Below are 12,612 nucleotides of genomic sequence, written 5' to 3' on the forward strand. Positions count from 1 at the left end.
GTGTCCAGTCTCTCTACGGCGGGTGTTACAGGCGCATGAGGCCGGAGGCCAGGCACATCACGGCGCCGAAGGCCAGCACCAGGATGACGCTCTTCGACTGCTTCTGCTTCCAGAAGGAGATGACTCCGCCGGCCAGGAAGAGGCCGACGAAGATGAGGATCATCGCAGTATTGCTCACAGCGCACCCTTGGTGGACGGGAGGATTCCGGCCGCGCGCGGGTCGCGCTCGGCGGCGTAGCGCAGCGCCCGGGCCAGCGCCTTGAACTGGCACTCCACGATGTGGTGCGCGTTGCGCCCGTACGGCACGTGGACGTGCAGCGCGATCTGCGCCTGGGCCACGAAGGACTCCAGGATGTGCCGGGTCATCGTGGTGTCGTACGAGCCGATCATCGGGGCGATGCCCTCGGGCTCGGTGTGCACCAGGTACGGCCGGCCGGAGAGGTCCACGGTGACCTGGGCGAGCGACTCGTCCAGCGGCACGGTGCAGTTGCCGAAGCGGTAGATGCCCACCTTGTCGCCGAGCGCCTGCTTGAAGGCGGCGCCGAGCGCGAGGGCGGTGTCCTCGATGGTGTGGTGGGTGTCGATGTGCAGGTCGCCGTCGGTCTTGACGGTGAGGTCGAACAGGCCGTGCCGGCCGAGCTGGTCGAGCATGTGGTCGTAGAAGCCGACGCCGGTGGAGATGTCGGTCCTCCCGGTGCCGTCGAGGTCTATCTCGACCAGGACCGAGGTCTCCTTGGTGGTGCGCTCGACGCGTCCGATGCGGGACATGGGGTTAGAGCTCCTTGATCACAGAACGGACGGCGTCCAGGAAGGCGTCGTTCTCGGCGGGCGTGCCGGCGGTGACGCGCAGCCACCCGGGGACACCGTTGTCACGGACCAGGACGCCCTGGTCGAGGATGGCCTGCCACACCGCGTGGGTGTCGGCGAAGCGGCCGAACTGGACGAAGTTGGCGTCCGAGTCGGTGACCTCCAGGCCCATCCCCCGCAGCGCGTCGACCAGCCGGTCGCGCTCCTGCTTGAGCCGCCCGACGTACCCGAGCAGGGTGTCGGTGTGCTCCAGGCAGGCCAGCGCGGTGGCCTGGGTGACGGCCGACAGGTGGTACGGCAGGCGCACCAGCTGGACGGCGTCGACCACGGCCGGGTCGGCGGCCAGGTAGCCCAGGCGCAGTCCGGCCGCGCCGAAGGCCTTGGACATGGTGCGGCTGACCACCAGGTTGGGGCGGCCCTCGATCAGCGGCAGCAGCGAGGCGCGGTGCGAGAACTCGACGTACGCCTCGTCCACCACCACCAGGCTGGGCCGGGCGGCCTGCGCGGCCTCGTACAGCCGCAGCACGGTGTCGGCGTCCACGGCGGTGCCGGTCGGGTTGTTGGGCGAGCAGATGAACACCACGTTCGGCCGGTGCTCCGCGATGGCGGTGACGGCGGCGTCCACGTCGATGGTGAAGTCGTCGTTGCGCGGGCCGGAGATCCAGGCGGTGCCGGTGCCCCGGGAGATCAGCGCGTGCATCGAGTACGAGGGCTCGAAGCCGAGCGCGCTGCGGCCGGGGCCGCCGAAGGTCTGCAGCAGCTGCTGGAGCACCTCGTTGGAGCCGTTGGCGGCCCACACCTGCTCCCGGGCGACCGGGAAGCCGGTGGTCTTCCCGAGGTACGCGGCGAGGCCCTCGCGCAGCTCGACCGCGTCCCGGTCGGGGTAGCGGTTCAGCCCGCGGGCGGCCTCGGCGACGCGCTCGGCGATCCGGGCGACCAGCTCCTCGGGCAGCGGGTACGGGTTCTCGTTGGTGTTCAGCTGGACGGGCACGTCCAGCTGCGGCGCGCCGTACGGGGACTGGCCGCGCAGCTCGTCGCGGATCGGGAGGTCGTCGATGCGAGTCATGGCGGTCACGCTCCCGGCACCGTCCATTCGAAGCGGGCCTTGATGGCGTCCCCGTGCCCCGGCAGGTCCTCGGCGTTCGCCAGGTTGACCACGTGCGCGGCGACGTCCGCCAGCGCCTCCCGGTCGTACTCGACGACCTGGACGCCGCGCAGGAAGGTCTGCACCGACAGCCCGGAGGAGTGGCAGGCGCAGCCGCCGGTCGGCAGCACGTGGTTGGAGCCGGCCGCGTAGTCGCCCAGCGAGACCGGGGTCCAGCGGCCGATGAAGATCGCGCCGGCGTTGACCACCCGGGCGGCCACCGCGTGGGCGTCGCGGGTCTGGATCTCCAGGTGCTCGGCCGCGTACGCGTTGACCACGGCGAGGCCCTGCTCCAGGTCGTCGACCAGGATGATGCCGGACTGCCTGCCGCCGAGCGCCTCGGCCACCCGCTCGCCGTGCTTGGTCCGCGCGACCTGCACGGCCAGCTCGGCCTCGACCGCGTCGGCGAGCGCCGGGGAGTCGGTGACCAGCACCGAGCCGGAGGTCGGGCCGTGCTCGGCCTGGCTGATCAGGTCGGCGGCGACGTCGGACGGCAGCGCGCTGTCGTCGGCGAGGACGGCGATCTCGGTCGGGCCGGCCTCGGAGTCGATGCCGATCCGGCCGGCGAAGTAGCGCTTGGCGGCGGCCACGTAGATGTTGCCGGGGCCGGTGACCACGTTCACCGGCGCGCACTCCTCGGTGCCGAGGGCGAACATCGCGACCGCCTGGGCGCCGCCGACGGAGTAGACCTCGTCCACGCCGAGCAGCGCGCAGGCCGCCAGGATGGCCGGGTGGACGCTCCCCCCGAACTCCTTCTGCGGCGGCGAGGTGACGGCGATGCCCCGGACGCCCGCCTCCTGGGCCGGCACCACGTTCATCACCACGGAGGACGGGTAGACCGCCAGCCCGCCCGGCACGTACAGGCCGACCCGCTCGACCGGCACCCAGCGCTGGGTGACCGTGCCGCCCGGCACCACCTGGGTGGTGTGCCCGGTGCGGCGCTGGTCGGCGTGCACGGCGCGGGCCCGGCGGATCGACTCCTCCAGGGCGGCCCGCACCTTCGGGTCCAGCGTCTCCAGGGCCTCGGTCAGCTGCTCGGCCGGGACCCGGGTCGACTCCAGCCGGACGCCGTCGAAGCGTTCGGTGATCTCGATCAGCGCCGCGACCCCGCGATGGCGTACGTCCTCGGCGATCGGCCGCACCTTCTCCAGGGCGGCCGCGACGTCGAACTCGGCACGGGGCAGCAGGTCACGCGGGTCGTCCAGCGAGCCGCGGAGGTCGATTCGAGAGATCACGCCACCCAGTGTAAGGAGTGGCCGGAACCGCTGGTCCCGCATTTCAGTCCGTGATACGAAAGGCGAGACGACCGGGGGGACGGGGAAAACCATGGCGGAGCGCGCTCCAGAGGGCTGGACGGACACGGAACGCGCGCTCTGGGAGGCCTACCGCCAGGGCGAGATCCTGGACCTCCGCAGTGGCGAAGCCAACACCGACGACCCCTTCGGCGACGCCCCCTGGGGCCCCGACCGCACCGTCCGCGCCGAGGTGCTCGCCCATCTGCTGCTGGTCGGCCCGGAGCCCGCCCCCGGGCGGGTCGCCTCGCTGCGGTTCAGCGGCGTCCTGGTCACCGGCGCGCTCAACCTGGCCGGGGGCGCCATCGACGACTACGTCGAGCTGCACGACTGCCGCTTCGCGCACAAGATCCTCATCTCCGAGGCGGCGGCCTCCACGCTGCGCTTCGTGAACTGCCTGATCCCCCGGCTGGAGGCCTCCCGGCTCTCCACCACCGGCGACCTCCACCTCGCCCGCTGCCGCGTCCCCGACGGCATCCGGCTCACCGACGCGCGGATCGGCACCGACCTGCTGCTCAACCAGACCGTCGTCGGCGGCGACCGCCACGGCCGCGCCGTCTCCGCCGACGGGATCACCGTCAACCAGGACTTCGAGGCCGAACGTCTGGAGACCCGGGGCGAGCTGAGCGTGCGCACCGCCCGGATAGGCGGCCGGCTCTCGCTGCGCGGCGCCCAGCTGCGCGCCGACCGGCGGCACAATCCCACCTGCCTCAACGCCGTGCGGGTCACCGTCGGCCACACCCTCTACCTGACCGGCTCCGCCGACCTCGGCTGGGTCGGCTCCCGCGGCTACTACGGCTCCGGCTACGGCGAGAACCCGCCGCCCGACGGGCCCGTCACCCCGTTCCGCGCCTTCGGCCGGGTACGGCTGTCCGACAGCCGCTTCGACGGCGCCTGCCTGGTCTCCGGCGAGTTCCACCTGGAGGACGAGGACGAGCTCTCACTGCGCCGCATCCACACCCCGGAGCTGCGCTTCACCTGCAAGGTCCGCCCGACCGGCACCGTCTCGCTCTCCCGGGCCCGGGTCGGCAACCTGGTCGACACCCCGGAGGCCTGGCCGCTCGGCAAGCACCTGGGCCTCACCGGCTTCGTCTACGAGAACCTGCGCCCGGTCGGCGCCTTCCCCGTCCAGCAGCGGATCGCCTGGCTGGAGGGCTCCTCGGTGGACTTCCAGCCCGAGTCCTACGAGCAGCTCGCGGCCGCCCTGCGCCGCGACGGCGCCGACGACGACGCCCGCGAGGTGCTGTACGCCAAGCAGCGCCGGCGCCGGCGCACCCTGCCGCTGCCGGCCCGGGTCTGGGGCGCCGTCCAGGACGCGACCGTCGGCTACGGCTACCGCCCGGGCCGGGCGGGCCTGTGGCTGCTGCTCGCCTGGATCCTCGGCAGCCTCTGGTTCGCCACCCACCCGCTGGATCCGCTCAAGGCCGACGAGCGCCCCCACTGGAACCCGGTGCTGTACACCCTCAACCAGCTGCTGCCGATCGTGGACCTCAACCAGGGCGGCTGGAACCCCGGCGGCCTCACCCAGTGGATCTCCGCCGGGCTGGTCGTGGTCGGCTGGCTGCTCGCCTCCACGGTCGTGGCCGGCGCCACGCGGATGCTCCAGCGCGGTTGAGCCCTCCGGTGGACGGGCCCGGCGAGCGGCCGGGCCCGTCCACCGTGCGACAAGGCCCCCGTCCGGGGAACTACGCTGTCCGCCGTGACAGAACGGCTGCCGCTCTTCCCGCTGAACACCGTGCTCTACCCGGGCCTGGTGCTGCCCCTGAACGTCTTCGAGGAGCGCTACCGCCGTCTCGTCGCCGATCTGCTCGAACAGCCCGAGGACACTCCCCGGCGGTTCGGCGTGCTCGCGATCAGGGACGGCCGGGAGGTCGCCCGGGTCAGGCCCGAGGAGGGCCCGGCCGGTCCGCTGGACGGCCTCGGCACCGTCACCGGGGACCCGCTGGAGGCGGTCTTCCAGGTCGGCTGCGTCGCCGACATCGCCTCCGTCCAGCACCAGCCGGACGGCCGCTACGAGCTGCTGGTCACCGGCACCACCCGGTTCCGGCTGCGCTCGGTGGACGTCTCCGGCCCGTACCTGACCGGGGAGACGGAGCTGATCGAGGAGCGCCCCGGCGAGGGCTCCGGCGCGCTGGCCTCCGAGGTCGAGCGGGCGTTCCGGGTCTACCAGAAGCGCCTGGCCGGCGCCCGCGAGGCGAGCACCGTCGGCCACCAGGAGCTCCCGGACGACCCCCAGGTGCTCTCCTACCTGGTCGCCGCCGCCTCGGTGTTCGAGACCCCGGTCAAGCAGCAGCTGCTCGCCTGCCCGGACACCGCCCAACGGCTGCGCGCCGAGCTCGACCTGCTGCGCCGCGAGTCGGCCGTCCTCAGCTGGCTGCCGTCGCTGCCCGCCGTCGACCTCACCCGCCAGTCCTTCAGCCCGAACTGACCGAGGACCCCAAGGACCTCAAGGACCCCGAGGACCCCGCATGGCCAAGAAGACCAGGAAGGGCGGCCAGGGCACACCCGCCACCGTCGCCCTGGAAGCCGCCGCCGTCCCGTTCACGGTGCACGCCTACGACCACGACCCGGCCGCCGCCTCGTACGGCGGCGAGGCCGCCGAGGTCCTCGGCATCGCCCCCGAGCGGGTCTTCAAGACCCTCGTCGCCGACGTGGACGGCACCCTCACCGTCGGTGTGGTCCCGGTCGCCGGCCAGCTCGACCTCAAGGCCTTGGCGGCGGCCGTCGGCGGCAAGCGCGCCGCCATGGCCGACCCGGCCGCCGCCGAGCGCAGCAGCGGCTACGTCCTCGGCGGCATCTCCCCGCTGGGCCAGCGCCGGCCGCTGCGCACCGTCGTCGACGTCAGCGCGCTCGGCCACCCCACCGTCTACGTCTCGGCGGGCCGCCGCGGCCTCGAAGTCGAACTGGCCCCCACCGACCTCGTCGCCCTCACGAGGGCCGACACCGCCCCCATCGCCCGCTGAGCCCCCTCCCCGGGGGAAAGCCCCTCCCCGGGGGAAAAGCGAGGGCGCGGGGCCGGTGCGGGACGACCCGCACCACCCCGCGCCCGACCACGCTCAGCGCTCCGTACCGCTCCCCGGACCGTTTCCGGCGCCGCTCCCCGCACCCGGCCCGGCCCACGGCCCGGTCGGCGCCTCCGCGGAGGGCCCCGCCGAGGGCCCCGTCGGGGGCATCACCGGGGGCATCACCGGGGGCCCCGCCAGCGGAGCCTGCACCACCGGAGCCCAGTACGGCGGCGGGTCCTCCTCCCGCTTCCCGAACGCGGCCGAGAGCAGGAGCAGCACCACCATCGCCGTCATCGGCCAGACCAGCAGCGCCCCCAGCGCCCCCAGGTCGATGCCCGCGTCGAAGTGCCCGCCGTTGCCGACCCGCCGGGCCTCGCCGATCAGGTCGCCGCTCGGCCCGAGCCACCGCCCGATCCGCCAGGCCCCGATCGATCCGAGCAGCCCGCCGACGGCCAGTCCCAGCGCGACCGCGATGCCGCCGCCGCGCCGCCGGGTCACCAGGAAGGCGCCGAGCGCGGTCAGGATCCCGGCCCCCAGGCCGATCAGCACGAACACCGCGTCGGCCCCGGCCCGCTGCTCGCCCTCGGGGTCGGCGTAGAGGATGCGGTCGCCGTCCACCAGCAGCGGCACCTTCGGCGCCAGCCAGGCCCACAGCCCGGCCATCACCAGACCGGCCACCAGGCAGGCGACCACGACACCCGCCCCGACCCGGACCTCCGGCAGCAGCCGCCGCCCCAGCGGAATCGTCCCGTGCCCGAGGGCGGTGGCCCCGTACGGCGGCGCGAACGGGTCGGGCGCTGCGTCCGGCACCGCCTGCACATCGGCGGGCGCGGGATCCGGAGGTGTGTTCGGTACGGTCACGCGCCCCATCGTTTCACGACGGCCACCCGGACGACCCACCCGTACCCGCCACCGTGCCCACCGGTCGTGGGCCCGCTACCGGACGTCCGACCTTGGGACGCCCTACCGCGAGACCGCCCGCCGGTACGCCCAGGTGGCGACGGCCAGCGACACCACGCCCACCCCCGCGCACACCCCCAGGTCCACGAGCACCAGCGCCCAGTCCGGGTCCGGCGCGAAGGTCCGCGCGAAGGCGTCCACCCCGTACGTGGACGGCAGCAGGTCCCGCAGCCACTGCACCGGCTGCGGCAGGTGGTCCACCGGCAGCACGCCCAGCAGCAGGGCGGCCGACATCCCGAGCTGCCCGAGCATCGTCGCGAGCTCCTGGCGCGGCGCCAGCAGCCCGCAGGCCGCCCCCAGCCCCGACAGCGCGGCCCCGGCCAGCGGCACGACCGCCAGCAGCACCCACAGCTGCCCGAGCGGCAGCCCGAACATCACCGCCCCGAACGCCGCCGTGGCGAGCGTCCCGGGCAGTGTGAAGGAGGCGTACGCGGCGGCCGTCCCCAGCACCACCGAGGCGGCCGGCACCGGCAGCGTCGCGTAGTGGTCGAGCCCGCCGGTGGCCCGCAGCTTCCCGAAGTACTGGGCGAGCAGGTTCAGCGCGACGAACGCCACCACCAGCACGCTCGACCCGGCGACCACCGACCGCGCCGCCGAGGACTGCCCGGCGTCCACCACGCCCCGCATCATCACCAGGATGCCGACGGACTGGAAGGTGGCCACGAACAGCAGCGGGATGCGCGCCACCCGCGCCCGGGCGAGCTGCGCCCGGTACACGGCCGCGAGCGCCGGCAGCAGCCTGGCCGCGGGGGCGAGCGGGGCGGGGGCGGCCGTGGACCGGTCGGTCCGCGGCGGCACCGAGAGCAGCGTCACTTGGCCAGTCCTCCGTGGCGGCCGCCCAGCTTGAGGTAGGCGTCCTCAAGGCTCGGGGTGGCGAGGGTGAAGTCGTCGAGCGCGGCGAAGGCCGGGCCGGTGGTGACGGCGGCGACCAGTTCGCGGGCCTGCTCGGGGGTGGTGCGGACGGTCCAGCGGCGCCCGGTGCACTCGGCCCGTTCGCGCAGCGCGGCGACGGCGGGCACGCCGAGCGGCGCCTCGTCCCGCCAGACCAGGTCGAGCCGGACGTCGCCGTCCACCAGCGCCTTGAGCCCGCCGGGCGTGTCGCAGGCGATCACCCGGCCGTCGTCGACCACGGCGACCCGGTCGAGCACCGTCTCGGCCTCGATCACGTTGTGGGTGACCAGCAGCACCGTCGTCCCGTGCTCGGCGCGCCGCCGGTCCACGGCGCTCCACACGGCCCGCCGGGCGACGGGGTCCATGCCGGTGGTGGGCTCGTCCAGGACGAGCAGCGGGCGCTCCCCCACCAGGGTGGCCGCGAAGCAGGCGAGCCGCCGCTGTCCGCCGGACAGCTTGGCGAGCGGCCGGGCGGCGATCGGCTCCAGCCCGAGTTCGGTCAGCACGTCGGCGGCAGCGCCGCGGGCCTGCGCCCGGGTGAGTCCGCGCAGCCGTCCGGTGGTCTCGGCGGCGAGCGCGACCGTCAGCTCGTCCAGCGCGGTGGATTCCTGCCCGAGGTAGCCGAGCAGCCGGGCGGCCCGCTCGGGGTGCCGCACGATGTCGTGGCCGAGGAGTTCGACGGAGCCCGAGTCGGGGCGCAGCAGTCCGGTGAGCTGGCGCACCAGCGTCGACTTGCCGGCTCCGTTCGGCCCGAGCAGCCCGAAGACCTCGCCCTGGCGGACGGTGAGGCTGATCCCGTCGTTGGCCCGGATCTCGGTGGCGGCCGCGCCGCGTCCGCTGCGGTACGTCCTGACCAGGTCGCGCACGGCCACGCACGGCAGGGGTTCCTCGGGTGCTCGCCCCGCCGTCTCGCTCACGACCGAAGACTCTACGCGCTCATACGGGCGAACCGGACAACGGGGCCCCGCCCGCGCCCGGGCCGCCGACCTGGCGGGTCGTCCGCCGGGCCGCCGCGGCCCTCGGACCCCCTCGGTCGTCGCGCCGCCCCGGCCGTCGGGCCCGCTCCGTCCGCCGCCCGGCTCAGTCGTCGACGACCATCGACCCGCCCGGCACCCGCGCCGCCAGTTCCTTCCAGAACCCGGCCCGGATGGCGTAGCGGTCGTGCTCGTCGATCTGGTCGTCCTTGTGCGCCAGCAGCCCGAAGCGGGCGGCGTAGCGCAGCAGCTCGCCGTCCACCCGGTGCGGGATGCGCGGGTAGTCGGGCCAGAGCATGGTCAGTCTTTCCGCGTCGCCGACGCGTTCGCTCCAGCGGCGGGCGAAAACCTGCCCGACCTCGTGGGCGTCGCCGCCGATGGAGGTGATGTCCTCCTCGCGGTCGGCCCAGCGCTGCTCGGCGGTGGTGAGCTGGGCGAGGGTGGGCAGGCTGTCGCCGGCGGTGACGGCGGGCTCCGGGACGGGCCGGTCCACCCAGCCGCGGTCGGAGGACCAGCGCAGCACCGGCCCGGTCTGCGCGACGGCCCCGTTCCCGTTCACACCGTGGCCGTTGCTGCCGTTCGCCACCGGGGTGAGCGCGGTGACCGGGGTGACGGAGGAGGCCCGCCCGGCCAGGTCCTTCGGTGTCGGTACGACCTTGAGCGCGGCCGCGGCCGGCTGCGGCTGTCCGTCGGTGGCGGGGGCGTCCGCCGGGGCCGCGGCCGTGGCCGCCGGGCGGACCACCGGCGGCACCACGGTGGGCAGCGGGGCGGCCGGCGGGGCGGCGAGGATCTTGGCGATCTCCTGCCGGGCCCCCGGGGCCGGGAACATGCTGGAGTGCTCCCGCAGGGAGAACGACCCCTCGATCCACTCCCGGTCGAGCACCCGCCGCTCGTCCGCCTCGCCGACCAGGTCCTCGGACTGGTTGAAGTCGCCGTCGGCGGCCTGGAGGGCCCACAGGTGGACGGCCACCCCGTGCTCCTTGGCGGTCATCATGCCGGGCAGCAGGTCCCCGTCGCCGGTGATCAGCACGACGTCGGCGCAGGCCCGGTTGCGGGCGAGCTCGGAGAGTTCGGCGTGCATCGCGGCGTCCACGCCCTTCTGCACCCAGCGCCCCTCGGCCCGGGTGAGGGCGCCGAGCCGTACGGTGACCCGGGGCAGCACCCGCAGCCGCCGGTGCTCGGGCATCGGGCGCCGGTCGGGCGCGGCGTCGAACCAGTAGATCCGCAGCAGCGGCAGGCCTGTCTCGGCCTCGGCGCGTTCGCGCAGTGCGGCGATCAGGGCCGTGTGGTTCACGGTGACCTTGGAGCGGGACGGATCCCCCGCGAGCAGGCTGGCGGCGGCGCCCAGCAGATATCCGGCGTCCACCAGGACGACACAGCGGTCCATCGCGCACCTCTTTTCGCTCGCCCTCGGAACCAGTCGGGTGGGTCGATTCGGGAATGGGCGGTCCGCCCGCCGTCCGGGCGTGCCGAGGTGAGGGGCCCCCGTCGTCGCCCGATCGTTGGGTCACCTTTTACCCGCGGTTCGCCTGCCGAACCTCGCCGGTTGTCCCGGTAGCGCAACGGCCGTCCCAACGAGGAGCAAACAAAAGCGAAGGCGGGCCCCGTACAACGACGGGGCCCGCCCGAGGTCACGCGGCGGTGGTCCGGCCAATGTCCCGGCCGGTGGTTCACCCTGGTGGCGCTCAGCCGATGGGGTTCACCCGGAGGTGCTCAGCCCTTGAGCTCAGGGGCGCTCAGCCCTTGAGCTCGGCGGCGACCAGCTCGGCCAGCTGGACGGCGTTCAGCGCGGCGCCCTTGCGCAGGTTGTCGTTCGAGACGAACAGCGACAGGCCGTTGTCCACCGTCTCGTCCACCCGGATGCGGCCGACGTAGCTCGGGTCCTGGCCGGCGGCCTGGAGCGGGGTGGGGATGTCGGACAGCTCGACGCCGGGGGCGGCGGCGAGCAGCTCGACGGCCCGCTCGGGGCTGATCGGGCGCTCGAAGCGGGCGTTGATCTGCAGCGAGTGGCCGGAGAAGACCGGGACGCGCACGCAGGTGCCGGAGACCTTCAGCTCCGGGATGCCGAGGATCTTGCGGCTCTCGTGGCGGAGCTTCTGCTCCTCGTCGGTCTCGTTGGAGCCGTCGTCCACGAGGGAGCCGGCCAGCGGCACCACGTTGAAGGCGATCGGCCGCTGGTAGACCTTGGGCTCCGGGAACTCGACGGCGGCGCCGTCGTGGGCGAGCGCGGCGGCGCCGAGCTCCACGACCTTGGCGGCCTGGTCCTGGAGCTCCGCGACGCCGGCCACACCGCTGCCGGAGACGGCCTGGTAGGTGGAGACGACGAGCGCGGCCAGGCCGGCCTCCTCGTGCAGCGGGCGCAGCACGGGCATGGCGGCCATGGTGGTGCAGTTCGGGTTGGCGATGATGCCCTTGGGGCGGTCCGCGATGGCCTCCGGGTTGACCTCGGAGACGACCAGCGGGACCTCGGGGTCGCGGCGCCAGGCGGAGGAGTTGTCGATCACGACGGCACCGGCCGCGGCGACCTTGGGGGCCAGGGCCTTGGAGGTCGAGCCGCCCGCCGAGAAGATCACGATGTCCAGGCCGGTGTAGTCGGCCGTGGCCGCGTCCTCGACGGTGACCTCGGTGCCCTGCCAGGGCAGCGTGCGCCCGGCCGAGCGGGCCGAGGCGAACAGCCGCAGCTGCTCCACCGGAACGTTGCGCTCCGCCAGGATCTCGCGGACCACGCCGCCGACCTGGCCGGTGGCACCGACAATGCCGATCTTCATCTCCGACTACTCCTCTGAAAGGTGCTGTTCACAGCCGCACTCCGCCCATCATGCCTTGTCACGGGCGTCGTACGACCTGGCGTTCCACGACGTGAGAGTGCGCTAGTGGTCCAGACCACTGGCGAGGGCCAGTGCCGCCTCCACCTCGGCCCGCCCCGCCGGCAGCAGCGGCAGCCGCACGTCCGGGGTCGGGATCCGGCCCTGGGCGTGCAGCACGCCCTTGGTCACCGTCGGGTTCGGCGCCGTGAAGGCGGACAGCGCCAGCCCGGTCAGCCGGTGCCCGAGCGCCCGGGCCCGCGCCACGTCCCCGACCTGCCAGGCCTCCGTCAGCTCGACGAACCGGGCGGTCGCCAGGTGCGCGGAGGCGAGGATGCCACCGGCCGCGCCGAGCGCCAGCATCGGCGAGAGGAAGGCGTCCTCGCCGGTGAGGAAGGCGAACCCCTCGGGGGCGTCGGCGAGCAGCTCGGCGGCCGTCTGGTCCAGCCCGCCGGTCGCGTACTTGACACCCACCACGCCCTCGATCGCGGCGAGTTCGCGCAGCGCGGCGGTGGAGAGCTGCTGCCCGGTGCGGTACGGGATGTGGTAGACGACCAGCGGCAGCGGGCTGCTCGCGGCCAGCGCCCGGAAGTGCGCGACCGTCCCGGCCTCGCCGGCCCGGACGAAGGACGGCGTGGTGACCAGCGCCGCCGCCCCCGACACCCGCGCGCCGAGCGCGGCCAGCGCCTCGCCGACGGTCCGGGTGTCGCCGCCGGAGGCGCCGACGGTCAGCTG

General features: G+C 74.3%; 13 protein-coding genes. 3 read left to right on the forward strand and 10 right to left on the reverse strand.

Features of this window, described 5'->3' with window-relative positions:
• Positions 1 to 25 precede the first annotated feature (25 nt).
• From AE652_RS47290 to hisD, 4 genes are read right to left on the reverse strand one after another with little or no spacing between them, the layout of a single operon-like run.
• Complete coding sequence (locus tag AE652_RS47290; protein WP_049650367.1) at positions 26 to 163, reverse strand: hypothetical protein; 138 nt, start codon at positions 161 to 163, stop codon at positions 26 to 28.
• Positions 164 to 174: 11 nt separating this feature from the next.
• Positions 175 to 768, reverse strand: a complete 594-nt coding sequence (gene hisB, locus AE652_RS07385) for an imidazoleglycerol-phosphate dehydratase HisB (RefSeq protein WP_049650368.1) — start codon at positions 766 to 768, stop codon at positions 175 to 177.
• Positions 769 to 772: 4 nt separating this feature from the next.
• Positions 773 to 1,873, reverse strand: coding sequence for a histidinol-phosphate transaminase (locus tag AE652_RS07390; protein WP_049650381.1), 1,101 nt, complete (start codon positions 1,871 to 1,873; stop codon positions 773 to 775).
• 5 nt (positions 1,874 to 1,878) lie between these two features.
• On the reverse strand, positions 1,879 to 3,186 hold the full coding sequence (hisD, locus tag AE652_RS07395) for a histidinol dehydrogenase (protein ID WP_049650369.1): 1,308 nt from the start codon (positions 3,184 to 3,186) through the stop codon (positions 1,879 to 1,881).
• Between the two features lie 91 nt (positions 3,187 to 3,277).
• On the opposite strand from hisD, the gene AE652_RS07400 reads away from it, so the two are divergent.
• The 3 genes from AE652_RS07400 to ybaK all read left to right on the forward strand — a co-directional run bounded on the left by AE652_RS07400 (position 3,278) and on the right by ybaK (position 6,206).
• Entirely contained in the window at positions 3,278 to 4,858 is a 1,581-nt protein-coding gene (locus AE652_RS07400; protein ID WP_049650370.1) for a hypothetical protein, read from the forward strand.
• A gap of 75 nt (positions 4,859 to 4,933) precedes the next feature.
• Positions 4,934 to 5,671 carry an LON peptidase substrate-binding domain-containing protein gene (locus AE652_RS07405; protein ID WP_181970799.1) on the forward strand — a complete coding sequence of 246 codons (738 nt, stop codon included), beginning with the start codon at positions 4,934 to 4,936 and terminating at the stop codon, positions 5,669 to 5,671.
• Positions 5,672 to 5,711: 40 nt separating this feature from the next.
• Positions 5,712 to 6,206: a Cys-tRNA(Pro) deacylase gene (gene ybaK / locus AE652_RS07410; protein ID WP_049650372.1), complete on the forward strand. Its 495-nt coding sequence runs from the start codon at positions 5,712 to 5,714 to the stop codon at positions 6,204 to 6,206.
• Between the two features lie 93 nt (positions 6,207 to 6,299).
• Here the strand turns inward: ybaK and AE652_RS07415 are convergent, their stop codons facing one another.
• The 6 genes from AE652_RS07415 to AE652_RS07440 all read right to left on the reverse strand — a co-directional run.
• Positions 6,300 to 7,109: a hypothetical protein gene (locus tag AE652_RS07415; RefSeq protein ID WP_159028386.1), complete on the reverse strand. Its 810-nt coding sequence runs from the start codon at positions 7,107 to 7,109 to the stop codon at positions 6,300 to 6,302.
• A gap of 102 nt (positions 7,110 to 7,211) precedes the next feature.
• The gene (locus AE652_RS07420) at positions 7,212 to 8,021 is read right to left on the reverse strand and encodes an ABC transporter permease (protein ID WP_049650373.1); all 810 of its coding nucleotides are present in this window, start codon (positions 8,019 to 8,021) and stop codon (positions 7,212 to 7,214) included.
• Entirely contained in the window at positions 8,018 to 9,016 is a 999-nt protein-coding gene (locus AE652_RS07425; RefSeq protein ID WP_234348270.1) for an ABC transporter ATP-binding protein, read from the reverse strand. The genes AE652_RS07420 and AE652_RS07425 overlap by 4 nt, the downstream gene beginning before the upstream one ends.
• Positions 9,017 to 9,179: 163 nt before the next feature.
• The gene (locus tag AE652_RS07430; RefSeq protein WP_049650375.1) at positions 9,180 to 10,460 is read right to left on the reverse strand and encodes an NYN domain-containing protein; all 1,281 of its coding nucleotides are present in this window, start codon (positions 10,458 to 10,460) and stop codon (positions 9,180 to 9,182) included.
• Positions 10,461 to 10,809: 349 nt separating this feature from the next.
• Complete coding sequence (locus AE652_RS07435) at positions 10,810 to 11,841, reverse strand: aspartate-semialdehyde dehydrogenase (protein WP_049650376.1); 1,032 nt, start codon at positions 11,839 to 11,841, stop codon at positions 10,810 to 10,812.
• Positions 11,842 to 11,943: 102 nt separating this feature from the next.
• Positions 11,944 to 12,612, reverse strand: a 669-nt coding sequence (locus tag AE652_RS07440; protein ID WP_049650377.1) for a dihydrodipicolinate synthase family protein, incomplete at its 5' end; no start/stop codon positions are given.

It is taken from the genome of Kitasatospora sp. MY 5-36 (assembly GCF_001182915.1).
Lineage (GTDB): Bacteria > Actinomycetota > Actinomycetes > Streptomycetales > Streptomycetaceae > Kitasatospora.

What these genes read in the sequence shown, in the direction of transcription:
- AE652_RS07435 (WP_049650376.1), bottom strand. Translation starts at nt 11,841, where the DNA reads ATGAAGATCGGCATTGTCGGTGCCACCGGCCAGGTCGGCGGCGTGGTC.
- ybaK (WP_049650372.1), top strand. Translation starts at nt 5,712, where the DNA reads ATGGCCAAGAAGACCAGGAAGGGCGGCCAGGGCACACCCGCCACCGTC.
- AE652_RS47290 (WP_049650367.1), bottom strand. Translation starts at nt 163, where the DNA reads ATGATCCTCATCTTCGTCGGCCTCTTCCTGGCCGGCGGAGTCATCTCC.
- AE652_RS07390 (WP_049650381.1), bottom strand. Translation starts at nt 1,873, where the DNA reads ATGACTCGCATCGACGACCTCCCGATCCGCGACGAGCTGCGCGGCCAG.
- AE652_RS07400 (WP_049650370.1), top strand. Translation starts at nt 3,278, where the DNA reads ATGGCGGAGCGCGCTCCAGAGGGCTGGACGGACACGGAACGCGCGCTC.
- AE652_RS07430 (WP_049650375.1), bottom strand. Translation starts at nt 10,460, where the DNA reads ATGGACCGCTGTGTCGTCCTGGTGGACGCCGGATATCTGCTGGGCGCC.
- hisB (WP_049650368.1), bottom strand. Translation starts at nt 768, where the DNA reads ATGTCCCGCATCGGACGCGTCGAGCGCACCACCAAGGAGACCTCGGTC.